This is a genomic window from Sinisalibacter aestuarii, from assembly GCF_027923545.1.
Classification (GTDB): Bacteria; Pseudomonadota; Alphaproteobacteria; order Rhodobacterales; family Rhodobacteraceae; genus Sinisalibacter; species Sinisalibacter aestuarii.
On record NZ_BROH01000005.1, the window covers coordinates 56,930 to 83,053 of the forward strand.

Below are 26,124 nucleotides of genomic sequence, written 5' to 3' on the forward strand. Positions count from 1 at the left end.
GCTTGCGGCTCAACGGCTCTGCCCCCATCTTGCGCCCATGCTTGCGACACAATCCTTCGGCACCGATGCCAGCCGCCCGCCCATCCTCATCGTCCACGGCCTGTTTGGCTCCGGCCGCAACTGGGGCGTGATCGCCAAGCGCCTGTCGGAAACGCGGCGCGTGGTCACCGCCGATCTGCGCAACCATGGCGATTCGCCCCGCGCCGAAAGCCAGACCTACCCCGAAATGGCCGAGGATCTGGCCGGGGTGATCGGCGCCATCGGCGGCGAAGCCGATGTGATCGGGCATTCGATGGGCGGCAAATCGGCGATGGTGCTGGCGCTAACCCGGCCCGCGCTGGTGCGCCGGCTGCTGGTGGCCGATATCGCGCCGGTGCCCTACACTCATGGCGACAGCCACCGGGGGCTGATCGCGGCGATGCGCGGGCTGGATCTTGCGGCGATTACCACGCGCGGCGAAGCCGACCGCGCGCTTGCCGCCGATATCCCCACCGAGGCGATCCGCGCCTTCCTGCTGCAATCGCTCGACGTGAAGGCCAAACGCTGGAAGCTGAACCTCGAGGTGCTCGACCGCGAACTCGACACCGTGCTCTCTTTCCCCGAGATCGGCGGGCAATTCGACGGCCCCGCCCTGTTTCTCGCCGGGGCCGAGAGCGACTATGTCCGCCCCGAGCACCGGCCCCGGATCAAAGCGCTGTTTCCCAATGCCAAACAGGCCAAACTGCCAGGCACCGGACATTGGCTTCATGCCGAAAAGCCGCGCGACTTCGAGGCGACGGCGCGCGCCTTTCTCGGCGGCTGAACGAAAAACGGCGCACCCCGGGGGGGCACGCCGCCTGCAAGCTGCCGACCGGAAAGGCTCAGTGCGTCCAGGCCGAGCGCCGGTTGGGCGCGAAGTTTTCGCCATAGCCGCCGGCGCGCACATTGGGCTTGCGCTTATGCGGCTCGCTCACCGTGGCCTCGATGCCGTGATCGGCGGCGTAGTCGAGCGCCGCGCGCTTCGAGGAAAAGCGCAGCCGCACCTGCTGCTGCGTGTCAGACGAACTCGTCCATCCCATCAGCGGGTCCAGATCCTTGCCGCCTTCGGGCGCGAATTCGAGCACCCAGGTTTTCGTCCGGCCCTGGCCGGAGGTCATCGCATTGCGGGCAGGTTGATAGATGCGGGCACGCATGGCGCTCTCCTTTGTCCTGCCGGGTTTATCTAAAAAGACCCCCGCTTGCGCAAGGCAAAAACGGGGGCAGAGACAGATCGGGCAAGGGTGGCTGCCGATCACCGGCGAGGGAGCAAGGGGTGGGGTGGGTGTTCGCCGGGACCGGCAGCCAGGTCTGCTGCTTGCACTCGGAGCCTAGCCGCCTGCCCTGCCCCAACGCAACAGAAAAAACACTTTTTAAGAGCATTTAACTTCATAAATTTCTCCCTAAGGTAGTAACCCGCCGTTAACGCATCCGGCATGGGCACCCCCGGCCAAAGCCCCTTGAAAGCCCGCCCAAACGGGGCGAACATAGCGCGAACAGGAGACTCGCCATGCCCGATGACGCCCCCGTCGCCCCCGCCCCGCGCCCCAAGCTCGAAGGCGGCAAGCGTTTCGTGATGCACACCACGTTCAAGCCTGCGGGCGACCAGCCCACCGCGATTGCCGAACTGTCGGGCGGGGTCGAGACCGGCGAGCGCGATCAGGTGCTGCTCGGCGCCACCGGCACGGGCAAGACCTACACGATGGCCAAGGTGATCGAAGAGACCCAGCGCCCGGCGATCATCCTCGCCCCGAACAAGACGCTGGCGGCCCAGCTTTACGGCGAATTCAAGGGCTTCTTCCCTGAAAACAGCGTCGAATATTTCGTCTCCTACTACGATTACTACCAGCCCGAAGCCTATGTGCCGCGCACCGATACGTTCATCGAGAAGGAAAGCCAGATCAACGAGCAGATCGACCGGATGCGCCACTCGGCCACCCGCGCTCTGCTGGAACGCGACGACGTGATCATCGTCGCCTCGGTGAGCTGCATCTACGGCATCGGCTCGCCCGAGACCTATACGGCGATGAGCCAGGATCTGGAGGTGGGCAAGGACTACGACCAGCGCGCGGTGATGAAGGACCTGATCGCCCAGCAGTACAAGCGCAACGACAATGCCTTTGCCCGCGGCACCTTCCGGGTGCGCGGCGACAGCCTCGAAATCTGGCCCTCGCATCTCGAAGACCGCGGCTGGCGGCTTTCGTTCTTCGGCGAGGAGCTGGAGGCGATCACCGAGTTCGACACGCTGACCGGCGCCAAGACCGATGCGCTCGACAAGGTGCGGGTCTACGCCAATTCGCATTACGTCACGCCCACGCCGACACTGAAACAGGCGATGAAGGGGATCAAGGCGGAGCTGGAAAAGCGGCTCAAGGAATTCGAGGCGGAGGGCAAGCTGCTGGAGGCGCAGCGGCTGGAACAGCGCACGCGGTTCGACCTTGAGATGATGGAGGCGACCGGCCATTGCAACGGGATCGAGAACTATTCGCGCTACCTCACCGGCCGCGCCCCCGGCGAACCGCCCCCCACGCTGTTTGAATACATCCCCGACAACGCGCTGGTCTTTGCCGACGAGTCACACGTCACCGTGCCGCAGATCGGCGGCATGTATCGCGGCGACTACCGGCGCAAGTTCACGCTCGCCGAGCACGGCTTCCGCCTGCCCTCCTGCATGGATAACCGCCCGCTGAAATTCGAGGAATGGGATGCGATGCGGCCGCAAAGCGTGTTCGTCTCGGCCACGCCCGGCTCATGGGAGCTCGACCGCACCGGCGGGGTGTTTACCGAACAGGTCATCCGCCCCACCGGGCTGCTCGACCCGCAGGTGGAAATCCGCCCGGTCGAGATGCAGGTGGACGATCTGCTGGACGAGGTGCGCAAGGTGTCCGCCAAGGGCATGCGCACGCTGGTGACCACGCTCACCAAGCGGATGGCCGAAGACCTGACCGAATACATGCACGAACAGGGCATCCGCGTGCGCTACATGCATTCCGATATCGACACGATCGAGCGGATCGAAATCCTGCGCGATCTGCGGCTGGGGGCGTTCGACGTGCTGGTGGGGATCAACCTGCTGCGCGAGGGGCTCGACATTCCCGAATGCGGGCTGGTGGCCATTCTGGATGCCGACAAGGAGGGCTTCCTGCGCTCCGAGACCTCGCTGATCCAGACCATCGGCCGCGCGGCGCGCAACGCCGAGGGCCGGGTGATCATGTATGCCGACCGCATCACCGGCTCGATGGAGCGCGCCTTGGCCGAGACCGAGCGGCGCCGCGCCCGGCAGGTGGCCTATAACGAGGAACACGGGATCACGCCGGAGACGGTGAAGAAGAACGTCGAGGATGTGCTCGCCGGGCTCTACCAGGGCGACACCGATATGTCGCGCGTCACCGCCAAGGTCGACAAGGCGATGGTCGGGGGGAACCTTGCGGCGCATCTGGACGCGCTTAGGGCGGATATGCGCAAGGCGGCGGAGAACCTGGAATTCGAGGAGGCTGCAAGGCTGCGCGATGAAATTCACCGGCTGGAGGCTGTGGAGCTGGCGGTGGCGGACGACCCGCTGGCGCGGCAGTCGGCTGTGGAGGCGGCGAGCGAGACGCGGGTGAAGGGGCGGTCTACGGCTGGGAAGCCGGGGCAGAGGGTGACTAGGGGGAAGCGGCGGTCATAATGGCACGCGCTCCTTGGATGCGAATAGGTCCCAAAATTTGGTGACCTCACCCGTCGACTATCCGAACCTGAAGCCCCACTTTCAACTTACCTGAAATCTCGTCCAATTGGCGTTTTTTTGATTTTGTGCTGCTATGAGTCTTCACAAAATAGCCTGCACGATTGGTGTCATTGTATATTTTCGACGGCTCCCGCGACACGAGGTCTTCTTTGTTGACCTTCATACCAAGCTTGGCAACGCGGTTTAGACCGATCTTTTCCAAGGACGCAGCGAAAGTATCTGATGCCTTCTGTTCATAAATAGTTGTCCCGTCAGGAAAACGCACTAACAGCAGTGTTCTTGGCGACTTACTCGCGGAGAGAATTTGTCTATGCGGCATCTCGCCGGATTCGGTTTCGCGCATTTCTGGGAAATTCGCGGCAAAATTTTCACGCCATTCCGTGGCGAGCGTTTCAACTTTCTCGAGAAAACCTTGAAGCGCAACACCACGCTCCGACAGAGCCCTCGCGTTCTCATATTCAGACTCGCGGAATGCCGTCGCCCCTTCGGAGTTCAAGCTTTCCACCTCTTCATCCAACTCGAGGCGCATCAGGTCGAATGCAATTGTCACACTGTCCTCACGCAATTCTTCGCCTCCCTATTGTGCGTTAAATGGATAACTCTGGTTCAAGACCAATTGGGGCGCAAGTAAACTCCTATTGCAAGCGTAGCGTGGGGTCTCACCCCACCAATCCACCACAAACGGCGGGGTGAAACCCCGCCCTACGGCGTCTCACTCACCCAACCCGTTCGCGCCGAACCTCTTTCCACCCCCCACGCACACGTGATTTGCCAGCCGCCCCTGCCCCGGCATCTGATCGGTCCGTTTCTCTCACCGAAAAGGCACGCCATGTTCGTCAGGACCACCCTCGCCGCCCTTGCCCTGTTCGCCGCCCTGCCCGCTGCGGCGCAGGACCATTCCGGCCATATGGCGCCCAGCGCCGACGCCGCGCCTTCCACCGCCGCCTATATCGCCGCCAATGCCGCCATGCATGAGGGCATGGCAATCGCGTTCACGGGCGACGCGGATATCGACTTCGTCCGGGGCATGATCCCGCACCACGAGGGGGCCGTGGCGATGGCCCGGATCGTGCTGGAGCACGGCAGCGATCCCGAGGTGCGGGCGCTCGCCGAAGCCGTGATCGCCGCGCAGGAGGAAGAGATTTCCTGGATGCGCGCCTGGCTTGAGGCGCATGGCGGCTGACGCCGGCTCAAGGGCCGCGTAGGGTGCGCCTTCAGGCGCACCTGTTCCCCGCGTTTCGCCATTCCGGTGCGCCTGAAGGCGCACCCTACGGGTCGCCCTACTCGGTCACGCTCAGCCCCAGCATCCGCCAGACCTGCATACCGCCGCGGTAGTATCCATCAACCTTTTGACCCGAATAGCTAAAACAATCGCGCCAAGCATGTTCAGCGCGAGTCCCAACACCCTTAGCCAAGTGCTCATGCCCCCTTTAGCCTCAGCGGCACAGCGACCGTCTGCATGGCTGTAGAAAATGTTACCTGCAAGCCGCCCGAGCCGATCCCGCCCCCCCTAAACGGCCAGCCTGAAGCGCGTTTGCGGCAGAGCAACGGCGGGAGGCGTGATCTATCTCTAGGTAGCCGATTTTTTTGGCGGAGGGGATGGGCCTGATATCCAACCATCTCCACCTTAAGTTGTTGTTCCTGAACCGTTTCACTAAACTCTCCGCCTACCAATGACTCAGCGGCCATGCCCCGCATCAGCTCTGCTCGGAGGGCCTAGTTTCCCTGTGACACGCGTTCCTGATAGCTGCTCTCGCGCTCCGGCCAGGTGCTCTTGATGTCGGCGAGCACGGCGCGGATTTCGGCGTCGCTCAGAACGCCTCCGAACCCCGGCATGTCGCTCTCGTAGCCGCCCGCAACGATCGTGGCCGTGCCTTCCTTCACGATGCGGAACAACACATCGTCGGGATGGTGCCAGGTGTGGCCGCTGGCGTCATGGGGAGGCGCTGGCAACCGGCCCGAGGGAAGCGGCGAGCGCCAATCAGGTTGGCCTTCGAGATCGGTCCCGTGGCATGCGGCGCATCGATCGGAATAGATCTGCCGTCCTTGCGAGACGACCTCTGCCGAGGCGACACCGCTGGATGTAGTACTGCCGTAGTGCCAGCCCGCGATCACCACGCCGCCTGCCTATAAACCGCCTGCCACCGCTATTCGGACGCCTCTTCTCAAGTGCTCGGTCCCGATTGCATCAAAATCCATCGCCTCCACGCCGAGGCCAGATGTGCCAGAGACGTATCACCGGCGGCAATGGGCATTTTAGCGAGCAATGCCTATCTTTCCGGCATGCTCGTCCGAGTCCTCTCCACGCTTGCCATAATCTCGATCGCCGTGGCTACGACGATCAGCGCAGCCCATGCTGCGCGGATGGATGGCATGCAGGCGGACCACGCGCTCCATCCGGCCGTGATGATGCAAGCGTCCGCTGACGCTCATCCCTCTTGTGAGGGCAGCCAGCATTGTGGATCTGCGGACGCCGCAATGTGCGAGTTCGTCTGCGCGGGTCTGTCGGTCTTCCTGACGATGCCAGATGTGGAAGCCGCAGACGCGTACGGGCCAGCCAGCCACGATCTCCCATCCGAGGCAAATCATGTCAGCCAGGCGCAAGGACTAAACGAACGCCCTCCCAAGCTCCGTCTCCTCTGAGCGTGCCGCTGGCCGACGCCCGCGGCGTCCCATAGGCATTCATGCACGGGACGGAATGTCCCGAGGAGACGACAATGAACACTCTTTCGCGACGCGGCTTTCTCGCCGCAATTGCGGCAGCCGTCGCAGTTGCGCACATGCCCCGTCTTGCCCTCGGACAGTCGGTGGCTCCGATCCACCTCGCTGCCGCCACGCGCACGCTCGACATCGACGGCCGCGCGGCCTCGGTCTTCGGCCTTGCCGGGCCCGGCCGTCAGGGGCTGGTATTCGATCCCGGACAGCGGTTCCGGGTCGATCTGACCAACGATCTCGACATCGGCACGATCATACACTGGCATGGCAAATCCCGCGCAATGCGCAGGACGGCGTGCCCGACATGCTGATGCCCCTACTCGCGCCGGGCGAGACACGGTCCTACGACTTCGAGACACGGCCCGGCACGCACTGGATGCACAGCCATGTCCCGGTCCAGCAGATGCAGCTGCTCGCTGCGCCGCTGATCGTGCGTTCGGCCGAGGACCTCGCCGCCGACAGGCAGGAAGTCGTGATGCTCCTGCACGACTTCTCGTTCAAGGCCCCGGAAGAGGTTCTGGCCGAAATCAGCGGCGGTCACGTGCATCACGGCGACGCTCAACCAATGCAGGGGACGCCCAACGGCGGCATGGGCGCCATGCCAGGCATGGATCACGGGGCGATGGTCGACATCCCGATGGGCCGGATGCCGGGCATGGGCGGGATGATGGGCATGGGCGGCCAGATGGGCGGCATGGCCATGGACCTGAACGACTACGACTGGGACGCCTACCTCGCCAACGACCGGACGCTATCGGATCCCGAGGTGGTGCAGGTCGAGCGCGGCGGTCGCATCCGGCTTCGCGTCATCAACGCCGCGGCGGCCACGGTGTTCTGGATCGACACCGGGGCGGCAGAGGCGCACCTCGTCGCGGTGGACGGTCATGCGATACAGCCGCTGCCGGGCAACCGGTTCGGGCTTGCCATGGGACAGCGGCTCGATCTCGAGATCGACCTGCCGTGCGAAAGCAGCGCCTGGCCAATCCTCGCGCTGCGCGAAGGCGCGCCGGAGCGCACCGGTCTGATCCTCGCCACGCCTGGTGCCGAGGTGCGGCGCGTTGATGCACTGGCGGAGGCTGAAGCGCCCGCGTTCGACACCGATCTTGCGCAGGAAGCACGGCTGATCGCGGTGGACGCCCTGCCGGAACGCCCTGGGGATCGCAGCCAGATGCTGATGCTGAGCGGCTCGATGCAGCCCTATGTCTGGACGATCAACGGAGCGGTCTGGGGCCAGCACCAGCCGGTTGTCGCACGCAGCGGCGAGCGGGTTGTGCTCTCGTTCCACAACATGTCGATGATGGGGCACCCGATGCATCTGCACGGCCACGTGTTCCAGGTGGTCGGCATCAATGGCCAGCGCGTTGCCAGCGCAATGCGCGGCACGGTCTACGTGCCGCCGAGGTCGATGGTCGACGTGGTGCTGGACGCGGGCGAAGCCGCGCGCTGGGTGCTCCATTGCCATCACATGCCGCACCTGGCGACCGCATGATGACCGAGTTCGCGGTCGCGGCTTCGGTCTGACAGCAGGCGGTGGAGCGCTCCGGGACCCTTTCGCGAAATCCGCAGAGACGGGTCCCTCGCAGCCGAGAAAACAGGAGGACGACATCATGAACTGGAACGACATGGGCGCCGGAATGGGTTGGGGTATGGGGTTTGGCTAGCTGTTCAGCCTGCTGATCCTTGTGCTGCTGGTTTTGGCCATAGCGGCGCTGATCAAATATCTTCGGAAATGAAAGAAAGGACTTCGCAATGACTTACACGATCAACAGGATGATATTGGATGCGAAGATAGACGATGTCGACGCTCGGGCGCGAAAGGCGCTGGCGGATCACGGTTTTGGCGTTCTGTCCGAGATCGACGTCAAGGCGACGATGAAAAAGAAACGCGACGTCCAGATGCCGGGCTATCGCATCCTCAGCGCCTGCAATCCGAAAATGGCCTGGCAGGCCATCGGGATCGAGCCGCGAGTGGGCGCGATGCTGCCTTGCAACGTCATCCTGCGTGAGGTCGAGGGCGGCGTGGAGGTCGGTGCCATCGACCCGGTTGCGTCCACGCAGGCGATCGAGAACGCCGAGCTGCACGCCGCTGCGGGCCAGGTCCGCGATCTGCTGGCGGAGGCCGTCGCAGCGGTTTGAGATGAGCCTGCGTGCCGGTGTTATCATTGGTCTGGCGATCCTCGGAATCGTCCTGCTCGGGGTGTGGCTCATCGCACCTTCAGCCCTTGCCGAGATGCGGGAATGGTTCGAGCCCGAGCGACTGGAGACGCTGGTCGCGCGCGGGGGCCTTTGGGGGCCGGTGCTGATTGTCACACTCATGACGATCGCGGTCGTGGCCAGCCCGATCCCGAGCGCACCGATCGCGCTGGCGGCTGGTGCGGCCTACGGACATGTCTGGGGCACGGTTCAGGTCGTGATCGGCGCCGAGCTTGGCGCGCTGATCGCCTTCGGCCTTGCACGTGTTCTGGGGGACGACGCCCTGCGGCGCGTGTTCGGCACCTCGGTCGATGCCGGGCTGCTCGGATCGCAGACCGCGCTGACGGCGACAGTCTTTGCGAGCCGCCTCATGCCCTTCGTTTCCTTCAACATGATCAGCTACGCTGCCGGACTCAGCCGCCTGCACGCCTGGCGGTTCGCACCGGCGAGGTTGGCCGGCATCTTCCCGGCGAGCTTCCTGCTGGCGCATTTCGGCGGTGAGCGGTGGCCTTGGCCGGGCCACATGGGCGGTCCTCGGTCTCGGCCTCGTGACCGGGCTGCCGCTGATCTGGACGGCGACGCGGGGCAAGGCGGAAAGGAGGCGGTGATGGCCCAGCGATACCAGAAGAACAGCCTGCCGCTCTTCGACACAGTGACAATGGGAACCGGCGTGATGATCGGTGCCGGCATTCTCGCACTGACCGGGCGATCTCCGAATTTGCGGGTCCCTTGTTCCTCCTGGCTTTCGTCGCTGGCGCCGTGGTGACGGGATTCAGCGCCTATACCTACGTCAAGATGTCCAACGCCTGGCCGTCTGCGGGCGGGATCGGGATGATCCTGACCAAGGCTTACGGTCCGACGACGGTCGCGGCCGGTGCCGCGCTGCTGATGGCGCTGTCGATGGTCATCAACGAAAGCCTCGTGGCGCGGACATTTGCGACTTACCTGCTGCGGGGGCCCGACCTGGAGCCCGGGGCTGGCTGGTCCCCGCCATCGGCGTGGGCCTCACTGTCTTCGCCAACCTCGTGCATGCGGCGGGCAACCGTTCCGTGGGTCTTCTGTCGGAGCTCATGGCGGTGCTCAAGGTGGGCGGCATCGCGGCCTTCGGCATCGCCGGGCTCTGGGCCGGCGGCTTCTCGTTCGAACCGGCGGAAGGCGCGGATTGCGGCGCGGCTGCGGGCTTTCCTGCATCGGTGGCCCCCGCGTTCCTCGCCTTCAAGGGCTTCGCGACGATCACCAACAGCGGCGCCGAGGTCACCGGCCCGCACCGCAACGTCGGGCGCGCGATCGTCATCTCCATCGCGATCTGTGTCGTCGTCTACCTTCTCGTCGCCTTCGCTGTCGGCGCCAAGCTGCCGCTGGACAGGATCGTGGCGGCGCAGGACTACGCGCTGGCAGAGGCGGCTGAGCCTGCCCTCGGGCGCATCGGCTTCTACCTGACCGTCGCGCTTGCGCTGGTCGCGACCGCCTCGGGTGTGATCGCCAGCATCTTCGCGGTGTCGCGGATGCTGGCCATGCTGATCGACATGAAGCTGATTCCGCATGGCCATTTCGGCATGCCGGGCACGATCCGCGACCATACGCTCGTCTATACGGTGGTGATCGCCAGCGCGCTGACGATCTTCTTCGACCTCAGCCGGATCGCCTCGCTTGGTGCCTTCTTCTACCTCGTGATGGACATCCTGATCCACTGTTGTGTCTGGCGGATCCTGCGGGAGGAGATCGGCGCGCGGGGATGGGTCCTGCTGACGGCGATCGGACTGGACACGGTGGCCCTCGCAGCCGTCGCCGCGCTCAAATGGCAGAGCGACCCGCTGATCGTCGCCATCGCGATCGCCGGTATGACCGCCGTTTTCCTGTTTGAGCGCATCTTCCTCGCGCTCAATCCGCCATCACGCGAACCGGCGCATGGCAGCCACCATTCCGCACAAGAAGAAAGACACGAGCCCACCTCTTGACCTTCCAACGACTGGAGGCCGCATACCGGGACAGAAAGGACATCAATCCATGGCAACCCATCATCACCATCACGCTGCCTCCGACATCAAACCAGGCGCCAGGACTGCGACGGATCCGGTCTGCGGGATGCAGGTCGAGATCAAGGAGGGCGCGCGGATGCGCGACTACTGCGGCGATACGTTCCACTTCTGCTCCGCCGGGTGCCAAGTGAAATTCGACGCCGATCCGTACTTCTACGCCTCCGGCAACGCCAAGAAAGCCAAGCAGAGGGTCCAGCCCGGCACGCAATATACCTGCCCGATGCATCCGGAGATCGTCCGCGACGAACCGGGGAGCTGCCCGATCTGCGGGATGGCGCTGGAACCCATGGTGCCGTCGGACGAGCCGAGTCACGAGCTTGTCGATTTCACGCGACGCATGTGGATCTCGGCAGCGGCCGCCGTGCCGCTGGTCATCCTGACGATGGGCGAGCTGGTCGCGTTGCCGGTGCGCGACTGGATCGGGCACCGGGCAGCCACCTACCTGGAATTCGTGCTGGCCACGCCCATCATCCTCCGGGCCGCGCTGCCATTCTTCCGGCGCGGGATCGACTCGATCCGCAATGTCTCGCCGAACATGTGGACGCTGATCTCGCTCGGGGTCGGTGCCGCGTATCTCTATTCGCTCGTCGCGACCTTCGCGCCGGGCGTGTTTCCGGCCGAGTACAGGATGGACCACGGCGTCGGTACGTACTACGAGGCTGCGGTCGTCATCGTCGCGCTGATCTTCGTCGGCCAGGTGCTGGAGCTGCGAGCGCGAGAGCGCACGGGCGACGCGATCCGGGCGCTGCTCGACCTCGCGCCCAAGACTGCGCGGCGGATCATGCCGGACAGATCGGAATACGACGCGCCGCTGGAGAACATCGCCGAAGGCGACTTGCTGAGGGTGCGGCCCGGCGACAGCATTCCGGTCGATGGCGAGGTGGTCGAGGGCCGGTCGTCGGTCGACGAAAGCATGATCACGGGCGAGCCGGTGCCGGTGGAGAAGATCGAGGGCGACCGTGTCACCGGCGGCACGATCAACAAGAACGGGACGCTGGCGGTGCGTGCGACGCAGGTCGGCGCGGACACGGTGCTGTCGCAGATCGTCGAGATGGTCGCGGGTGCGCGGCGGTCGCGGGCGCCGATCCAGGGACTCGCGGACAAGGTCTCTTCGGTCTTTGTGCCGACCGTCGTTCTGATAGCCATCATCGCCTTCGGTGTCTGGCTCTGGGCCGGGCCCGAACCGGCGCTGGCCTTCGCGATCGCCTCGGCCGTGTCGGTCCTGATCATCGCCTGCCCCTGCGCGCTGGGGCTCGCCACCCCGATCTCCATCACCACGGCCGCCGGCCGGGGCGCGCGGGCGGGGGTCCTGATCAAGGATGCCGAGGCGCTGGAACGCATGGCGCGGGTCGATACGGTGATCGTCGACAAGACCGGCACGTTGACCGAGGGCAAGCCGCGACTGACCGATGTGGTGGCGCTTCATAGCGACGAGGCGGAGGTGCTGGGGCTTGCCGCCGCGCTCGAGCGCGGGTCGGAGCATCCGCTGGCCGAGGCGATCGTGGCCGGCTCGCAGGAGCGGGGGTTGACGCTCGATACCGCACAGGACTTCGAGGCGGTCACCGGCAAAGGGGTTCACGGCACTGTCGCGGGCCGCAGGGTCGCACTCGGCAATGCGGCGATGATGACGGATCTCGGGTTCTCGACAGACAAGGCCGAGATGCAGTCCGACACGCTGCGCGCGGACGGCAAGACTGCAATGTTCGTGGCCGTCGACGGGACGCTTGCGGGGATTGTTGCCGTGGCCGATCCGATCAAGGAGACAACCGAGGCCGCGATCCGCGATCTCCACGCGCTGGGGCTGACCATCATCATGGCCACCGGCGACAACCGGCGCACGGCCGAGGCGGTGGCCTCACGGCTGGGCATCGACGAGGTGCGCGCGGGCGTCCTGCCGGAAGACAAGCAGAAGCTGGTTGAGGAACTTCGCGCCAAGGGCAAGTCCGTGGCGATGGCCGGCGACGGCGTGAACGACGCCCCTGCGCTGGCGGCTGCCGACGTCGGAATCGCCATGAGCACCGGGGCCGACGTGGCGGTGGAGAGCGCCGGGATAACGCTGATGCGCGGGGACCTCGTTGGCCTCGTGCGGGCGCGCAAGCTGGCCGTGGCGACGCTCAGGAACATCAAGCAGAACCTGTTCTTCGCCTTCGTCTACAACGCAGCGGGCGTGCCGATCGCCGCCGGCGTGCTCTATCCCCTCACTGGCCTTCTGCTTTCGCCGATGATCGCGGCGGCGGCCATGAGTCTGTCGTCGGTCTCAGTGATCACCAACGCCTTGCGTCTCAGGTGGGTCGATCTCTGACCTGCAACCCACACATCCAACCTCGAAAGGAAAATCAGATGACCCAAACAACGTATTCACGCCGCACGCTGCTAATCTGCGCAGCTACGCTGGTGGCTGGGTCGCCCTTGAAGGTTCTGGCCCAAGGCGCCGGACCGGCGATCCACGTGATGAAAGACCCCAATTGCGGCTGCTGCTCGGCCTGGATCGAAATCCTCGAGAACGACGGTTTCACCGTCACGACCGAGGCGAGCACCGGGACGCTACTGATGCGCTACAAGCTCGACAGCGGAATCCCGCAGGAGATGGCCTCCTGCCATACAGGTCGCGTCGAAGACTACATGATCGAGGGCCACGTCCCCGTTGCCGACATTCGCCGCCTGCTGGACGAGCTCCCTGACGCGGTCGGCCTCGCCGTGCCCGGGATGCCCTACGGCTCGCCCGGAATGGGACCGGAGACAGAGCGCGAGGCCTATGATGTATTCCTGATCCGACGCGATGGCGGCACAGAGGTATTTTCGCACCATGCTGTGGCGTGATTCTCCCGGGCCGTCGCCTGATCGCTGAATCGCCCACTAGCTTTCCATGGCAGCTGCCAACTGTGGCCCTACCGGAACGATCCCGGTCGGGTTGAGAGCCTTTATCGAGTAGTAGCCGCGCTTGATATGGTCGATGCTGATCGTGTCGCGCACGCCGGGAATGGCGAGGATGCGGGCCTGATAGCGGCTCAGGGCGGAATAGTCAGCAATGCGGCGCAAGTTGCACTTGAAGAGGCCGTGATAGGCCACATCGAAGCGCACCAGCGTCACGAAGAGCCGCACATCCGCCTCGGTGAAACGGTCGCCCAGGAGGAAGTCACGGCCGTCGCCGAGGCGCACCTCGAGCTCGTCGAGCACCGCGAAGACGTCGTGGAAGGCTTCCTCGTAGGCTTCCTGCGTGGTGGCGAAGCCCGCGCGGTAGACGCCGTTGTTGAGGCCCGTGTAGATGCGGGCGTTGAGCGCGTCGATCTCCTCGCGAAGGTCTGCCGGGTAGAAGTCGAAACTGTCGTTCGCCAGGTCGCCGAAGCCCGAGTTCAGCATGCGCAGGATGTCCGCGGACTCGTTGTTTACGATGGTGCCGCGCTTCTTGTCCCACAGCACCGGCACCGTGGCCCGGCCGGAGATGTCCGGGTCGGCGCGGGTGTACACCTCATGGAGGTAGCTTGCGCCGTTGATCGGGTCGGCATCCTCGCCGAAGCGCCAGCCCTGGTCGGAGAGTTCGGGCTCGACGACCGATACCGAGATCGCGTCCTCCAGTCCCTTCAACTTGCGCCCGATCAGCGTGCGCGACGCCCATGGGCAGATCAGCGCGACGTAAAGGTGGTAGCGGCCGGGCTCGGCCCTGAAGCCGCCTTCGCCGGTCGGCCCGGCGCTGCCGTCAGGGGTGATCCAGTTGCGGAAACTGGAGGACTGGCGAACAAAGCCACCCTTCTCGTCCTTGGCCTGGACGGGCTGCCAGTCCGCAACCCATTTCCCGTTCATCAGCATGGTCGTCTCCTCAATTCCTCAGCGTGATTGCGGTGCCCCAGGGGTCGCGCAGGGTCAAGCCATCGGCGTTCCTGGTGCTTGCTACGCCGGCGCTGTCGGTGCGTGCGGCAATGGCGGTGATGTTCATGGCATCCCGGACAAGGATCTCGACAGCCTCGAGACCTGCCATACCCTCGGGGCGCCTGCCGGCCTGGCGGCTGTTCCAGACGTTGCCGGCAAGCTGGTGGTGATAGCCGCCGCTGCCGTAGAAGCTGGCGCCGGGATAGCGCGCCGCGATATCGAGGCCGAGCACATCCCGGTAGAAGCGATCGGCCTCGGCCGTGTCGCCCACCTGGAGGTGGACATGGCCGACGCTGCCGGCCTCCGGGAAGCCCGACCATTCGGTGCCCGCGGCGCTTTGCAGCAGGTCCTGCACATCGAGCGGATCGGTGCTCATCCGGATCTCGCCGTTCTCGCCGTGCCAGTCAGAGACCGGGCGGTCGGCATAGACCTCGATGCCGTTGCCCTCGGGATCGGCCAGGTAGAGCGCCTCGCTGACGATGTGGTCCGACGCGCCTTGCAGCGGCACGCGCACTGCGGCGACATGCGCCACCCACCGCCCGAGATCGGCGCGGCTTGGCATCAGGAAGGCGGTGTGAAAAAGCCCGGCCTGTTGCGGATCGAGCGGGGCAAGGCTTGGGGCGCCCACCAATTCGAGCAGCGGCGTGCCGCCGGTGCCGAGCGTGATGCGATCCTCGCCGGTCGCGACCGGGGTGAGCCCGAGCACGGACTGGTAGAAGGCAGAGACCGCACGGAGGTCACGCACCTTGAGCCGGACCGCCCCGATCCGCATCGGCGCGGCAGTCATGTCGAAGTGGTCGGCTGCGATGGTCATGGCAGGTCTCCTTGAGAATGTGTGCGGCCGCGGGAGGACCCCCGCGGCCGGCAAGGGGGGTCAGGCGCGGCTGCGCTTCAGGGCGAAAGCGCCGTCGCCGAGCAGGGCCTGGACGACCAGCGTCACCGCCCAGAATGCCGGGAATTCCCAGCCGCCGCCTTCGTTCGAGAAGAAGAAGCCGGCCGCGCCGTGCGGCACGTATATCGAGCCGAGCAGGATCGGCACCAGCGCGAGAGACACCCAGCGGCTGTAGACGCCGAGGATCAGCGCGAGGCCGCCGAAGAGCTCTGCCGCGATGACGAGATAGGCGAGCGGCCCGGGCAACCCGAGGCTGGCGAAGTAGCCCACTGTCCCGGCCGGGGTGAAGACGAAGAGCTTCAGGCCGGCATGGGCGAGGAAGAGCACGCCCATCGAGACGCGCAGGATCGTCGCGGCGAGGTCGGCATTGCTGACCCCGTCGACGAGCGACGGGCGATCGGTGGTGGTAACGGTTGCGTAGGTCATGGTCATGTTCCTTGAATCGAGGGAGCTCAGGCAGCGCGCTGCCAGGTGGGGGCGATGTCGGTGCCGTGGCCGAGGCCGTAGCCGAGGGTGATGTTCAGCGCGGCGACGGGCTCGAGGTAGCGGGCGGTGGCAAGCGCCCCGGTCTCAAGCGTCTCGAAGCCGGCGCTCCGCGCCAGTTCGGCGACTGCGGCCCGCGCGGCCTCGTCGTCTCCGGCAACGAAGACCGTGGCGGGACGGCCGGCGGCCCGACCGCCGTTCTGGAGCACCTGCGCGAAGATGGTGTTGAAGGCCTTGACGACCTTCGCCTGCGGCGCGCGCTTCTGGATTTCCTCGGCGGCGCTGGTCGCGTGACCGATGCTGAGGCCGGAAAAATCCGCCTTCATCGGGTTAGTGATGTCGACAACGATCTTGCCTGCGAAGCCGCCGGTCGCCTCGATGACGCCGCCCGCGGCATCAAATGGCACCGCCAGGACGACTATGTCCGCCGATTGCGCGGCAGAGGCGATGGGTGCGGAGGATACGCCATTGCCCACTTCCCGGGCGGCAGCGTCGGCTTTAGTTTCGTCGCGGCTGGCGAGCGTGACGGGATGGCCGGCATTCGCGAAGCGGGTCGCGAGACCCTTCGCCATATTGCCGGCGCCAATGATCGAGATGTTCATTTTCGTTCTCCTTCTGAGATCCGGCGTTCGGCTGAGCGCCAGTTCGTTCGTCATGCGGAGAACATAGCCCCTGCCCGGAAAGACGATAATCCGCCTTCGGGGAAGATGATTGCTTCCCGATGCAGGGTAATGACTTACCAGCCTTGCTCCCAATGCGGCGTTTGCCTGTATCGCTCGGAGAGGAAGTCGACCAGCAGGCGCACCTTGGCCGCGAGATGGCGGCTGTGCGGATAAAGGACGTGTACGTCGTAGGGATCGGGTTCGAACGACGGCAGAAGTCTGATCAGCCTGCCCGAACGCAGTGCCTCCCCCGCCACGAAGGCGGGCACGCAGGCGAGCCCGAGTCCAAGTTCTGCGGCCTGGACGCAGGCCTCGGCGTTCGAATAGCGGATGCGGCCATCGACGATTGCCATCTCGATCTCGCCGGTCTCGCCCTTGAACGGCCACCGGTTCGGCTCGCGGAAGTTGGTGTCGATGATGCAGGCGTGCTGCCCAAGGTCCGTAGGCGACGTGGGCGCATCGTGCTGCTCGAGATAGGAGCGTGCGCCGACCACGACGATGCGCACGGCGCAGAGCCTGCGGATTATCAGGCTGGAATCGCCGGGACGCCCGACGCGAACGGCAAGGTCGAACCCCTCATCGACGACGTTGACGACCCGGTCGGAGAAGGTGACATCGAGTTCGATGTCGGGATAGAGTCCGGCGAATGCGTTCAGCGCGGGAGCCAGTTCGCGCGTGCCGAAGGTCAGGGGCGCCGTCAGCCGCAGCCGCCCGCGCGGAGACTGCGAGATGTTCCGGATGTCGAGGTCGAGAGTGTCGAGTTCATCGACAAGCGGCTTCAGGCGATCGTAGTAGGCACGCCCAGCCTCCGTCGGCGCGACGGATCGCGTCGTCCGGTTGAGCAGCCGCACGCCCAGCTCGGTCTCCAGGCGCGAGATCAGTTTGGACGCCTGGCCGGACCGCGTGCCCAGCTTCTCTGCCGCCGCCGTGAAGCTGCCTGTCTCGATCACGGCGATGAACATCCGGTCGCAGTCGAGGCGGTCCATTTCTTCCTCATGGAGTGTAATATGCGGTTACTATCGATCATTGTAACCACCGTGGGAAGAAAAAGGAATCGATCGGCGAGCTGAAGATCATCGCTCCCGACACGCGCGCACCTGATCCCGCATGACGCTGTAGTCGGCGAGCATCAGCGGACTTTTGTTCTGTTTGTGCGTATCGGCCGCAAAGAATTGCGCTGCCAGCAAGCTGGACCTAGCCGCCTTGTTCCAGGGTCCAACCGACCAGACAACCAAGCGCGTCTTCGAGCTTTCCCCGTACATCCCGACCGTCGCCCTCGACCCACCACGCCCGGTGCCAGGATTGCCCGCGTCCGGGCCTGCGATACCGAGCCGATTTAAGGGACATTTCCCTACAAGAGGTCTTTAAAGGGTTTTGTCCCTTAAATCCGATCCGTTCGAAGGCCTTCTTTGCCTGCTCCGCGTTCGCAAACAAACCCGGATGCAGCGTCGTCGCGTTGGTCGGGCTGTCGACCGCGACCCCCGCGAGCAGCATCCGCTGGACCAGGTCCGGGCGCTCCAGATCCCAGGTCCCGATGGTGTCGTAGACCTGCGGCAGCGCGACATCGGCCAGGATTTGGACCTCAAGAGGGTTGTCCGCGATCCGGTTCACACCACGACCCCGACCAACGACCTGGATGAGCTCGTCGTCACAGATCGCGACCCACAGGATCTCCGCCTGTTCGTCGCTATGGCGCAGGACCGGCAGGCTGCGCACCTGACCGCCCCGCATCCGGATACCGGCCCGCACCGGCTGGTATTCGCCTTTCACCCTGTGGTCAAAATATGGCCCGACCCGCAATGCCAGATCCGGATGCGCCGGCAACCGCACCGACAAGATCGCCCGCCCCCTGAACGAGGAAGGGTTGGAGGTCGTGCGCGTCGTGCTTGAGGCGGCCAAGGGAGGGGATATGGTTGCCTGCGGCCACGTCCTCGCCCGCATCGCGCCTGCACTGCGCAGCAAGTCGCAGACGGTGGAGTTCGACTTCGACCCCGAACCGCCCATCGCCAAGCAAATCGAAAGCGTGCTTGCGGCTGTAGCCGCTGGACAGGTGCCGCCGGACGTAGGGCAAATGATTATCGGCTCGATCGGAACGCTGTCCTCGGTGCGCAAGGAGGAGGAGTTGGAAGCCCGCATCATTCAACTGGAAGCCAAGGAGGTCCGTTGATGCCCATGATCTGCACAGGCCGGAACCATGTCATAGTCGGGATACCGTTCCCGACCGACACTGTGGTCGCCACCTACTTACCATCGCCAAACGGACGCCGCCTGCTTGGCACGCAGCGCATCGCGAAGATGGACGCTGCGGTGCGCTTCGCACTGTCGATGGCGGAGTATATGGACGGCCCCATCACCGTGCAGGATCGCGATTGATGAAGGCGATAAACATATCACTGACGAAACCTTCCCAAGCAACGGCAACAGCCAGCAGACTCTGCTCCGTCAACGTCGATCTGTGCTCATCACCACCGAAAGCCGCAAGCCCCGCGTCATAAAACGCAGTGATATCAGTCAGTTGGCTTCGAAAGTCATCTCTAACTCCAGTCGGCGAGATCTTTCGCAAGTATGCCCCGTCGTGCTAACGGCTGCTACAAGCTGCGCGCACCGACCGAATCGCGCAACCCTGACAACCTCGCTTTGTAGCGAACTTGTAACAGGGTTTTGCGGGCGGAACTGAACGGCGCTAACCTGTTGAAAATATTGGCGGAAGGGGTGGGATTCGAACCCACGGATGCTTGCACATCGCCGGTTTTCAAGACCGGTGCAATCGACCACTCTGCCACCCTTCCGCAATACCCCCGCACGAGTTTTCAAGACCGCCGCATTCGACCACCCTGCCACTCCTCCGGGTCGGATTTCCCGATACCCCGGCGCGGGTGATTCTGAAAGCAGATCGCGACCGCGCGTGAAATCGCCCAAAGCAGGCGCGAGGCTTTTCATGTCGCTCGGGGACGGTTATTGTCGCGCCATCAAGGCGCATCACAAGCGCCCGGGCAGGCGAGTTGTGCCATCTGCGGTGGCATTCGTCGGCGCAACAAGGGGCAAAGGCGAGACATGGCACGTTCAATCCACTTCAGGTTGGTTCTGGCATTCGGGGGGGCGCTGGCCCTGACCGCCTGTGAAGACGGGCAGATGCCCGCCTTCCTGCAAGCGAGCGGCAGCGGCGGCGGCGAGACCGCGGCCAACACCACCACCCGCACCGTCGAACGCGACGTGGAAGCACCCGAGGTTTTCCAGGAAACCGACCGCGGCCTCTGGGACGGCCGGCCATCGCTCGGCGGCGTCTGGGTGGCGCATGCCGATGTGCAGGATCCCGAGCGGGTGATCATCCGTAACGAGGACAACAGCAAATTCGTGGTCGGCGTAATCTACCGGCCCGAGCGCCAGACGCCGGGACCGGCCTTCCAGGTGTCTTCCGACGCCGCCGATGCGCTGGGGATGCTCGCGGGCCAGCCGGCCACGCTCAACGTCACCGCGCTGCGGCGCGAAGAGGTGCCGGTGGGTGGCCCGCCCGCCACCGATGGCGATGCGCCCGCCGGCGCGCTGGCTGCCGCGCCCGCGGTGGCCGCCACCTCGCTTGACGACCCGATCGAAGCCGCCGCCGCGGCGCTGGATGCGGCCGAGGCCGCACCCGCCGTATCGGCCGCCACCCCGCCCGCGACCCGCACCGCCGCATCCGGGCTTGAAAAACCGTTCATCCAGATCGGCATCTTCTCGGTAAAATCCAACGCCGAGAACACCGCGCAATCGCTGCGCCAGGCCGGGATGGTGCCGACGGTCAAAGAGGGTAAGATGAGCGGCAAGAACTTCTGGCGCGTCATCGTCGGCCCGGCCACCACCAGCGCCGACCGCGCCGCGCTTCTGAAGAAGATCAAAGAGCTCGGCTTTACCGACGCCTATTTCGTGACCAACTGACGGGCTGGGCCCTGCGCCCGCCCGCAGACCAGACCAGAGGACCCGTCCGCGACATGCCGTCTGCCGCCCGCCTGATCGCTGCGATTGCCATCGTTCTTGCCGCCGCCCTGCCCGCCCGGGCCTTCGACACCACGGCGGGCGCGGCGGTGGTCTATGACATCACCACCAATACCGTCCTGCTCGAAAAGAACGCCGACACGCCGCTGCCGCCGGCCTCGATGTCGAAGCTGATGACGATCAACATGCTGTTCGAAGCGCTGGCCGATGGCCGGGTGACGCTGGAGACGCGGTTTCGCGTGTCGGAGCGGGCCCAGGCGATGGGTGGCTCGACGATGTTCCTCAACACCACCGACCGGCCCACGGTCGAAGAGCTGATCCAGGGCATCATTGTCAATTCCGGCAACGATGCCTGCGTCGTCGTAGCCGAAGGGCTGGGTGGCACCGAAGACGCCTTCGCCCGGATGATGACAGAACGGGCCAGCGCGCTGGGGATGAAATCCGCCACCTTCGCCAATTCCTCGGGCTGGCCGGATCCGAACCAGCGCATGTCGATGCGCGATCTGGCGATCATCGCGGTGCGGCTGATCACCGAGTTTCCGCAATATTACCATTACTTCTCGCAGACCGAATATCCGTTCGACGGGCGCGCGCCCGACAACCGGTTCAACCGCAATCCGCTGCTCACGCTCGGGATCGGTGCCGACGGGCTCAAGACGGGCCACACTTCGGAAGCGGGCTACGGCCTGGTCGGCTCGGCCCTGCAGGGCGAACGGCGGATCGTCTTCGTCGTTTCCGGGCTCGACAGCGAACAGGTCCGGGCCAGCGAAAGCGAAGCGATCGTCAACTGGGCGTTCCGCCAGTTCGCCATGAAAACGCCGGTAAAGGCGGGGCAGCGCGTGGCGGAAGTGCCGGTCTTCCTCGGCGACGCCGCCACGGTCGGCCTCGTGCCGCAGGCCGATCTGTCGCTGCTCGTGCCGGTCACCTCGGGCGACGGGATCGAGGCCGAGGTAAACTGGATCGGCCCGGTCGAGGCACCGATTGCGGCCGGGCAGCAGCTTGGCGACATGACGATCCGGCGCGATGGCATGTCGGACACGGTGGTGCCGCTCTTCGCCGAGGCGGCGGTGGGCAAGGCCGGCTTTCTGCCGCGGTTCAAGGCGGCGGCGGCCAAGGCTTATACGATCGCGCAGGGCCTGATCGCCGACGAGCCTGCCCCGGCCCCGGCCCCCGCGCCGGTGGAGACCGCACCCACGAACGCGCTGACCAACTGAGCATGGCGGGATTGTTCATCACCTTCGAGGGGATCGACGGCTCCGGCAAGTCGACCCAGGCGCGGATGCTGGCCGAAACGCTGGGCGATGCGGGCCATGCAGTGCGCGCCACCCGCGAGCCCGGCGGCAGCCCGGGCGCCGAGGAAATCCGCCGCCTCGTGCTGGAAGGCGACCCCGAGCGCTGGTCGGCGGAAACCGAGATCCTGCTCTTCACCGCCGCCCGGCGCGACCATCTGGAACGGGTGATCGAGCCGGCGCTGGCCGCCGATGAGGTGGTGGTCTGCGACCGCTTCGCCGACAGCACCCGGATGTATCAGGGGCTGCGCGCGCCGGGGCTGCGCGAGGTGGTCGACCAGCTTCACAAGCTGATGATCGTGCGCGAGCCGGACCTGACCTTCATCATCGACATGGACCCGTCCAAGGGCCATTCCCGCGCCAAGGGCCGCAACGGCACCGAGGAGCGGTTCGAGGATTTCGGCGCCGGGCTGCAGGAACAGATGCGCGCAGGCTTCCTCGCGCTGGCGCAGGAGTTTTCCGGCCGCTGCGTGGTTGTGGACGGCGACCGCAGCCCGGAGGCGGTGGCCGGAGACGTGGCGCGGATCGCGCTGGAGCGGCTGGCATGAGAGCCGGTTTCTTGGAAAGACCGCGCCATGGCTGACCCCGCCGAACTGCCGGAACCCGACCGCATCGAAGGCGCGCCGCATCCGCGTGAAACTGCCCGGCTTATCGGCCAGGAGGCCGCCGAAGCCACCTTTCTCGACGTCTACAATGCCGGAAGGCTGCACCATGCCTGGCTGATCACCGGGCCGCAGGGTGTGGGCAAGGCCACGCTGGCCTGGCGCATCGCCCGCTTTCTTCTCGCGACGCCGCCTACCGGCGGGGCCGGGCTGTTTGGCGAGGCCCCTGCCCCCACAACGCTGGATATCGACCCCGAACATCCCGTCGCCCGCCGGATGCGGGCGCTGTCGGAGCCGGGACTGTTCCTGCTCCGGCGTGGCCCCAACGACAAGGGTGACAGGCTGTCCGCCGATATCCGGGTCAACGAGGTGCGGCGGGTGAAGGAGTTCTTCGGCCTCACCGCCGGCGATAGCGGGCGGCGCGTGGTGATCGTCGATGCCGCTGACGAGATGAACGTGGCCGCCGCGAATGCGCTGTTGAAGCTGCTCGAAGAGCCGCCGCGCGGCGCCGTGCTGCTGCTGATCAGCCACCAGCCCTCGCGGCTTCTGCCGACGATCCGCTCGCGTTGCCGCGAATTGCGGCTCGCACCGCTCGCGCCCGACGATCTTGCCGGCGCGCTTGAGGCGGCGGGCACGCCGGTGGGGCCGGAGGCGCAGGCGCTCGGCGCGCTCGCGGGCGGCTCGGTGGGCGAGGCGCTCCGGCTCACCCATCTCGGCGGGCTGGAAACCTATGGCGAGATCGTGCGCATCTTCGAGCAGGCCCCCCGCTACAACCGGCCAGCCGCCATCGCGCTCGCCAATTCCACCACCGGGGCCGCCAATGCCCCCAGGCTCGATCTGGTGATCCGGCTGATCGAGCTGTTCCTCGCCCGCCTCGCCGCCACCGGCGCGGGCCGCCCGCCCGCCACCGAGGCCGCCCCGGGCGAAGCGGCGCTTTTTGCCCGCCTCGCGCCCAATCCGCAGGCAGCGCGCCACTGGGCCACGCTGCAGCAGGAGCTTTCGGCGCGCGCGGCGCATGGCCGGGCTGTCAACCTTGACCCTGCCGCGCTCATCCTCGATATGGTCTTCAGGATCAACGAGACCACGAGCACGCAGGCGGCATGAGCCAACCGACGATCACCGACAGCCATTGCCACCTCGACTTTCCCGATTTCGAAGGCGAGTTGAGCGATGTCGTGACCCGCGCCGCCGAAGCCGGGGTGAGCCGGATGGTAACCATCGCCACCCGCCACGCCACCTTCCCCAAGGCGCGCGCCATTGCCGAAGCCCATGCGCCGGTGTTCTGGGCCGGGGGCATCCACCCGATGCACGCAGCCGAGGAAGCGCCGATCGGCGTCGAAGAGATCGTGGCTCTGGCAGAGCACCCCAAATTCGTCGGCATCGGCGAGACCGGGCTCGATTACCACTACACCGCCGAAAGCAAGGACGTTCAGCAGGAAAGCCTGCGCGTCCATATCGAGGCCGCGCGCCGGACCGGGCTGCCGCTCATCATCCACGCGCGCGCCGCCGATGACGATATGGCGCGCATCCTTGCCGAAGAACACCGCGCCGGGGCCTATACTTGCGTGATGCATTGCTTCTCGTCGGGCCGGGCGCTGGCCGAAGCCGCCCTCGATCTGGGCTTCTATCTGTCGATGTCAGGCATTGCCGCCTTCCCCAAATCCACCGAACTGCGCGAGATCTTCGCCAGCGCGCCCGTCGCGCGCATTCTGGTCGAGACCGACAGCCCTTACCTCGCGCCGCCGCCTCATCGCGGCAGACGCAACGAACCCGCCTATACCGCCCACACCGCCCATGTGGGCGCCGAGGTGTTCGGTATGGATTACGCAGATTTCGCCGCCCGAACGCAGGCCAATTTCGACCGGCTGTTCTGGAAGGCGGCCGATTTCGGAGCCGCGGACTGATGGCCCGGCTGGATTTCACCATCCTCGGCTGCGGCTCGTCCGGCGGCGTGCCGCGGATCGGCGGGCATTGGGGCGATTGCGACCCCGACAATCCGAAGAACACCCGCCTGCGCTGCTCGATGCTGGTAAGCCGCACGACCGGGGCCGGCACCACCCGCGTGCTGATCGACACCTCGCCCGATCTGCGCGCGCAACTGCTTGCCGCCGGCATCGGCACGATTGACGCCGTGGTCTATACCCATGCCCATGCCGACCATGTGCACGGGCTCGACGATTTGCGGCAGGTCGTGTTCAACCTGCGCGAACGCCTGCCCGTCTGGGCCGATGGCGCAACGCAGGACGCCCTGCTCTCGCGTTTCGGCTATGCCTTCGTCCAGCCCGAAGGCTCATCCTATCCGCCGATCCTCGATCTGCACACGATCCGGGGCGATGTGACCATCACCGGCGCCGGCGGCCCGATCACGCTCACCCCGTTCGAGGTGGAGCATGGCAGCATCGACGCGCTCGGGTTCCGCGTGGGCGATCTCGCCTATCTGCCCGACGTCTCCGACATTCCCGATGCCGCCTGGCCAGCGCTGATGGAGCTTGACTGCTTCGTCATCGACGCGCTGCGCCGCACCCCGCACCCGACCCATGCGCATCTTGCCAGGGCGCTGGAATGGCTTGAAAAATCCGGCGCGCGGCGGGGCGTGCTCACGAATATGCATATCGACCTCGACTATGATGAGGTGATGGCGGAAACCCCCGATCACATCATTCCCGCCCATGACGGGCTGGTGATCGGCTACGACGTCTGATGTCGGCCCTGATCGAGGTCATCCTGCCGGTCTTTCTGGTGATCGGCTTCGGATATGGCGCGAACAAACTTCTGAAGGTCGACAGCGCACTGTTTGAATACCTGATGAAATACGCGCAGGCCTTCGCCTTTCCGGTGCTGCTGTTTCGCGGCATTTCGCGGCTGCATCTGGGCGAAACCTTCGACCCGATGATGCTCACCGCCTTCTATACGGGGGTAACGCTCAGCTTTGTCGCCGGGCTTCTGGGGGCGCATTACCTGTTTCGCCGCCCCTGGCCCGACAGCGTGGCCGTGGCCTTTGCCACCGCCTTCTCCAATGGCGGTCTGCTCGGCCTGCCGATCACCGAACGTGCCTATGGCGCCGATGCGCTTGGCTACAATTTCGCGATCATCGCCTTCCACGCCCCCTTCGTCTACATGCTCTCGGTCACCGCGATGGAGATCGTGCGCGCCGGCGGACGCAGCGCCGGGGCAACGATGCTCTCGGTCGCCCGGTCGATGATCAGGAACCCGTTCATCATCGGCATCGGCTCGGGCGCGCTCTTCAATGCGAGCGGCCTGCCGATGCCCGCGCCGGTGGCCTCGACCATCGACATGGTGGCCGCCTCCGCGATCCCGGCGGCGCTGTTCGCCCTTGGCGGCATCCTCGCCGCCTACAGGCCCGAGGGCGACCTCAAGCTGGTGATCTGGATTTCGGCGATCTCGCTCCTGTTTCACCCTGCCGTGGTCTGGCTCCTGTCGCACGGTTTCGCGCTCGGCACCGGCCCGACCCGCTCGGCGGTGCTGATGGCCTCGATGGCGCCGGGGGTGAATGCCTATGTGTTCGCCAATATGTACGGCACCGCCAAGCGCACGGCGGCCACGGCGGTGCTGGTTGGCACCGCGGCCTCCATCGTCACCGTCTGGGGCTGGCTCTGGGTGCTGGGCTAGGCGCTTGTGGAGCGCAGGGCAGAGCGCGGCAGGTGAAC

25 protein-coding genes, 1 tRNA gene and 3 pseudogenes are annotated in these 26,124 nt (G+C 65.6%); 19 read left to right on the forward strand and 10 right to left on the reverse strand.

Going from position 1 to position 26,124, the window contains the following annotated elements:
- Positions 1-37 precede the first annotated feature (37 nt).
- Positions 38-802: an alpha/beta fold hydrolase gene (locus QMG28_RS09890; RefSeq protein WP_281842112.1), complete on the forward strand. Its 765-nt coding sequence runs from the start codon at positions 38-40 to the stop codon at positions 800-802.
- 58 nt (positions 803-860) lie between these two features.
- Here QMG28_RS09890 and QMG28_RS09895 read toward each other — a convergent pair whose 3' ends face one another.
- Complete coding sequence (locus QMG28_RS09895) at positions 861-1,172, reverse strand: ETC complex I subunit (RefSeq protein ID WP_281842114.1); 312 nt, start codon at positions 1,170-1,172, stop codon at positions 861-863.
- Between the two features lie 353 nt (positions 1,173-1,525).
- On the opposite strand from QMG28_RS09895, the gene uvrB reads away from it, so the two are divergent.
- Entirely contained in the window at positions 1,526-3,682 is a 2,157-nt protein-coding gene (gene uvrB, locus QMG28_RS09900; protein ID WP_281842115.1) for an excinuclease ABC subunit UvrB, read from the forward strand.
- 46 nt (positions 3,683-3,728) lie between these two features.
- Here uvrB and QMG28_RS09905 read toward each other — a convergent pair whose 3' ends face one another.
- Positions 3,729-4,271 carry a hypothetical protein gene (locus QMG28_RS09905; protein ID WP_281842116.1) on the reverse strand — a complete coding sequence of 181 codons (543 nt, stop codon included), beginning with the start codon at positions 4,269-4,271 and terminating at the stop codon, positions 3,729-3,731.
- 300 nt (positions 4,272-4,571) lie between these two features.
- Here QMG28_RS09905 and copM point away from each other — a divergent pair, with 300 nt between their 5' ends.
- Positions 4,572-4,925, forward strand: coding sequence for a CopM family metallochaperone (gene copM, locus QMG28_RS09910; protein WP_281842118.1), 354 nt, complete (start codon positions 4,572-4,574; stop codon positions 4,923-4,925).
- A gap of 533 nt (positions 4,926-5,458) precedes the next feature.
- On the opposite strand, the gene QMG28_RS09915 is transcribed toward copM, so the two are convergent.
- Positions 5,459-5,857, reverse strand: a complete 399-nt coding sequence (locus QMG28_RS09915) for a c-type cytochrome (RefSeq protein ID WP_281842120.1) — start codon at positions 5,855-5,857, stop codon at positions 5,459-5,461.
- A gap of 132 nt (positions 5,858-5,989) precedes the next feature.
- Here QMG28_RS09915 and QMG28_RS09920 point away from each other — a divergent pair, with 132 nt between their 5' ends.
- The 7 genes and pseudogenes from QMG28_RS09920 to QMG28_RS09950 all read left to right on the forward strand — a co-directional run bounded on the left by QMG28_RS09920 (position 5,990) and on the right by QMG28_RS09950 (position 13,509).
- Positions 5,990-6,385, forward strand: coding sequence for a hypothetical protein (locus tag QMG28_RS09920; protein WP_281842121.1), 396 nt, complete (start codon positions 5,990-5,992; stop codon positions 6,383-6,385).
- A 74-nt stretch (positions 6,386-6,459) separates the two neighbouring features.
- Positions 6,460-7,978 (forward strand): annotated as a pseudogene (locus QMG28_RS09925) (multicopper oxidase family protein).
- Between the two features lie 228 nt (positions 7,979-8,206).
- Entirely contained in the window at positions 8,207-8,593 is a 387-nt protein-coding gene (locus tag QMG28_RS09930; RefSeq protein ID WP_281842123.1) for a DUF302 domain-containing protein, read from the forward strand.
- Between the two features lies 1 nt (position 8,594).
- A pseudogene (locus tag QMG28_RS09935) lies at positions 8,595-9,258 on the forward strand (TVP38/TMEM64 family protein).
- A pseudogene (locus tag QMG28_RS09940) lies at positions 9,258-10,608 on the forward strand (APC family permease). Before QMG28_RS09935 ends, QMG28_RS09940 begins: the two co-directional pseudogenes overlap by 1 nt.
- Before the next feature lie 49 nt (positions 10,609-10,657).
- The gene (locus QMG28_RS09945; RefSeq protein ID WP_281842125.1) at positions 10,658-12,991 is read left to right on the forward strand and encodes a heavy metal translocating P-type ATPase; all 2,334 of its coding nucleotides are present in this window, start codon (positions 10,658-10,660) and stop codon (positions 12,989-12,991) included.
- Positions 12,992-13,029: 38 nt separating this feature from the next.
- The gene (locus QMG28_RS09950; RefSeq protein ID WP_281842126.1) at positions 13,030-13,509 is read left to right on the forward strand and encodes a DUF411 domain-containing protein; all 480 of its coding nucleotides are present in this window, start codon (positions 13,030-13,032) and stop codon (positions 13,507-13,509) included.
- 36 nt (positions 13,510-13,545) lie between these two features.
- Here QMG28_RS09950 and QMG28_RS09955 read toward each other — a convergent pair whose 3' ends face one another.
- From QMG28_RS09955 to QMG28_RS09980, 6 genes are all read right to left on the reverse strand, one after another.
- On the reverse strand, positions 13,546-14,496 hold the full coding sequence (locus tag QMG28_RS09955) for a glutathione S-transferase family protein (RefSeq protein WP_281842127.1): 951 nt from the start codon (positions 14,494-14,496) through the stop codon (positions 13,546-13,548).
- A gap of 10 nt (positions 14,497-14,506) precedes the next feature.
- Entirely contained in the window at positions 14,507-15,370 is an 864-nt protein-coding gene (locus QMG28_RS09960; RefSeq protein WP_281842128.1) for a VOC family protein, read from the reverse strand.
- Between the two features lie 60 nt (positions 15,371-15,430).
- Positions 15,431-15,874 (reverse strand): DoxX family protein, encoded by a 444-nt coding sequence (locus QMG28_RS09965; RefSeq protein ID WP_281842130.1) that lies wholly within the window; start codon positions 15,872-15,874, stop codon positions 15,431-15,433.
- A gap of 26 nt (positions 15,875-15,900) precedes the next feature.
- Entirely contained in the window at positions 15,901-16,587 is a 687-nt protein-coding gene (locus tag QMG28_RS09970; RefSeq protein WP_281842131.1) for an NADPH-dependent F420 reductase, read from the reverse strand.
- An 80-nt stretch (positions 16,588-16,667) separates the two neighbouring features.
- Positions 16,668-17,579, reverse strand: coding sequence for a LysR family transcriptional regulator (locus tag QMG28_RS09975; protein ID WP_281842133.1), 912 nt, complete (start codon positions 17,577-17,579; stop codon positions 16,668-16,670).
- Positions 17,580-17,787: 208 nt separating this feature from the next.
- Positions 17,788-18,363 (reverse strand): hypothetical protein, encoded by a 576-nt coding sequence (locus QMG28_RS09980; RefSeq protein ID WP_281842134.1) that lies wholly within the window; start codon positions 18,361-18,363, stop codon positions 17,788-17,790.
- A gap of 103 nt (positions 18,364-18,466) precedes the next feature.
- Here QMG28_RS09980 and QMG28_RS09985 point away from each other — a divergent pair, with 103 nt between their 5' ends.
- Both QMG28_RS09985 and QMG28_RS09990 read left to right on the forward strand, forming a co-directional pair.
- Entirely contained in the window at positions 18,467-18,760 is a 294-nt protein-coding gene (locus QMG28_RS09985) for a hypothetical protein (protein WP_281842135.1), read from the forward strand.
- On the forward strand, positions 18,760-18,966 hold the full coding sequence (locus QMG28_RS09990; RefSeq protein WP_281842136.1) for a hypothetical protein: 207 nt from the start codon (positions 18,760-18,762) through the stop codon (positions 18,964-18,966). Before QMG28_RS09985 ends, QMG28_RS09990 begins: the two co-directional genes overlap by 1 nt.
- 328 nt (positions 18,967-19,294) lie before the next feature.
- Here the strand turns inward: QMG28_RS09990 and QMG28_RS09995 are convergent.
- A tRNA-Ser gene (locus QMG28_RS09995) sits at positions 19,295-19,382 on the reverse strand.
- A gap of 265 nt (positions 19,383-19,647) precedes the next feature.
- Between QMG28_RS09995 and QMG28_RS10000 the strand changes: the two genes are divergently transcribed.
- Genes QMG28_RS10000 through QMG28_RS10030 form a run of 7 tightly spaced genes read left to right on the forward strand, consistent with a single transcriptional unit; the run spans position 19,648 to position 26,086 of the window.
- Complete coding sequence (locus tag QMG28_RS10000; protein WP_281842138.1) at positions 19,648-20,508, forward strand: SPOR domain-containing protein; 861 nt, start codon at positions 19,648-19,650, stop codon at positions 20,506-20,508.
- A 53-nt stretch (positions 20,509-20,561) separates the two neighbouring features.
- Positions 20,562-21,779: a D-alanyl-D-alanine carboxypeptidase family protein gene (locus QMG28_RS10005; protein ID WP_281842139.1), complete on the forward strand. Its 1,218-nt coding sequence runs from the start codon at positions 20,562-20,564 to the stop codon at positions 21,777-21,779.
- A 2-nt stretch (positions 21,780-21,781) separates the two neighbouring features.
- Positions 21,782-22,402, forward strand: coding sequence for a dTMP kinase (gene tmk, locus QMG28_RS10010; protein WP_281842140.1), 621 nt, complete (start codon positions 21,782-21,784; stop codon positions 22,400-22,402).
- A gap of 27 nt (positions 22,403-22,429) precedes the next feature.
- Positions 22,430-23,560 carry a DNA polymerase III subunit delta' gene (locus QMG28_RS10015; RefSeq protein ID WP_281842142.1) on the forward strand — a complete coding sequence of 377 codons (1,131 nt, stop codon included), beginning with the start codon at positions 22,430-22,432 and terminating at the stop codon, positions 23,558-23,560.
- Positions 23,557-24,360, forward strand: coding sequence for a TatD family hydrolase (locus tag QMG28_RS10020; protein ID WP_281842143.1), 804 nt, complete (start codon positions 23,557-23,559; stop codon positions 24,358-24,360). The genes QMG28_RS10015 and QMG28_RS10020 overlap by 4 nt, the downstream gene beginning before the upstream one ends.
- Positions 24,360-25,157: an MBL fold metallo-hydrolase gene (locus QMG28_RS10025; RefSeq protein WP_281842144.1), complete on the forward strand. Its 798-nt coding sequence runs from the start codon at positions 24,360-24,362 to the stop codon at positions 25,155-25,157. The genes QMG28_RS10020 and QMG28_RS10025 overlap by 1 nt, the downstream gene beginning before the upstream one ends.
- Positions 25,157-26,086: an AEC family transporter gene (locus QMG28_RS10030; protein ID WP_281842146.1), complete on the forward strand. Its 930-nt coding sequence runs from the start codon at positions 25,157-25,159 to the stop codon at positions 26,084-26,086. The genes QMG28_RS10025 and QMG28_RS10030 overlap by 1 nt, the downstream gene beginning before the upstream one ends.
- Positions 26,087-26,124 lie beyond the last annotated feature (38 nt).

Bases quoted from the DNA above. Each gene is read 5' to 3' on its own strand.
- QMG28_RS09955 (WP_281842127.1), bottom strand. From the start codon at position 14,496: ATGCTGATGAACGGGAAATGGGTTGCGGACTGGCAGCCCGTCCAGGCC.
- QMG28_RS10025 (WP_281842144.1), top strand. From the start codon at position 24,360: ATGGCCCGGCTGGATTTCACCATCCTCGGCTGCGGCTCGTCCGGCGGC.
- QMG28_RS09895 (WP_281842114.1), bottom strand. From the start codon at position 1,172: ATGCGTGCCCGCATCTATCAACCTGCCCGCAATGCGATGACCTCCGGC.
- QMG28_RS09965 (WP_281842130.1), bottom strand. From the start codon at position 15,874: ATGACCTACGCAACCGTTACCACCACCGATCGCCCGTCGCTCGTCGAC.
- QMG28_RS09945 (WP_281842125.1), top strand. From the start codon at position 10,658: ATGGCAACCCATCATCACCATCACGCTGCCTCCGACATCAAACCAGGC.
- QMG28_RS10000 (WP_281842138.1), top strand. From the start codon at position 19,648: ATGGCACGTTCAATCCACTTCAGGTTGGTTCTGGCATTCGGGGGGGCG.
- QMG28_RS09950 (WP_281842126.1), top strand. From the start codon at position 13,030: ATGACCCAAACAACGTATTCACGCCGCACGCTGCTAATCTGCGCAGCT.
- QMG28_RS10015 (WP_281842142.1), top strand. From the start codon at position 22,430: ATGGCTGACCCCGCCGAACTGCCGGAACCCGACCGCATCGAAGGCGCG.
- QMG28_RS10030 (WP_281842146.1), top strand. From the start codon at position 25,157: ATGTCGGCCCTGATCGAGGTCATCCTGCCGGTCTTTCTGGTGATCGGC.
- QMG28_RS09970 (WP_281842131.1), bottom strand. From the start codon at position 16,587: ATGACGAACGAACTGGCGCTCAGCCGAACGCCGGATCTCAGAAGGAGA.
- QMG28_RS10020 (WP_281842143.1), top strand. From the start codon at position 23,557: ATGAGCCAACCGACGATCACCGACAGCCATTGCCACCTCGACTTTCCC.
- QMG28_RS09930 (WP_281842123.1), top strand. From the start codon at position 8,207: ATGACTTACACGATCAACAGGATGATATTGGATGCGAAGATAGACGAT.
- QMG28_RS09905 (WP_281842116.1), bottom strand. From the start codon at position 4,271: ATGCGCCTCGAGTTGGATGAAGAGGTGGAAAGCTTGAACTCCGAAGGG.
- uvrB (WP_281842115.1), top strand. From the start codon at position 1,526: ATGCCCGATGACGCCCCCGTCGCCCCCGCCCCGCGCCCCAAGCTCGAA.
- QMG28_RS09890 (WP_281842112.1), top strand. From the start codon at position 38: ATGCTTGCGACACAATCCTTCGGCACCGATGCCAGCCGCCCGCCCATC.
- QMG28_RS09990 (WP_281842136.1), top strand. From the start codon at position 18,760: ATGCCCATGATCTGCACAGGCCGGAACCATGTCATAGTCGGGATACCG.
- QMG28_RS10005 (WP_281842139.1), top strand. From the start codon at position 20,562: ATGCCGTCTGCCGCCCGCCTGATCGCTGCGATTGCCATCGTTCTTGCC.
- QMG28_RS09975 (WP_281842133.1), bottom strand. From the start codon at position 17,579: ATGGACCGCCTCGACTGCGACCGGATGTTCATCGCCGTGATCGAGACA.
- copM (WP_281842118.1), top strand. From the start codon at position 4,572: ATGTTCGTCAGGACCACCCTCGCCGCCCTTGCCCTGTTCGCCGCCCTG.
- tmk (WP_281842140.1), top strand. From the start codon at position 21,782: ATGGCGGGATTGTTCATCACCTTCGAGGGGATCGACGGCTCCGGCAAG.
- QMG28_RS09960 (WP_281842128.1), bottom strand. From the start codon at position 15,370: ATGACCATCGCAGCCGACCACTTCGACATGACTGCCGCGCCGATGCGG.
- QMG28_RS09920 (WP_281842121.1), top strand. From the start codon at position 5,990: ATGGGCATTTTAGCGAGCAATGCCTATCTTTCCGGCATGCTCGTCCGA.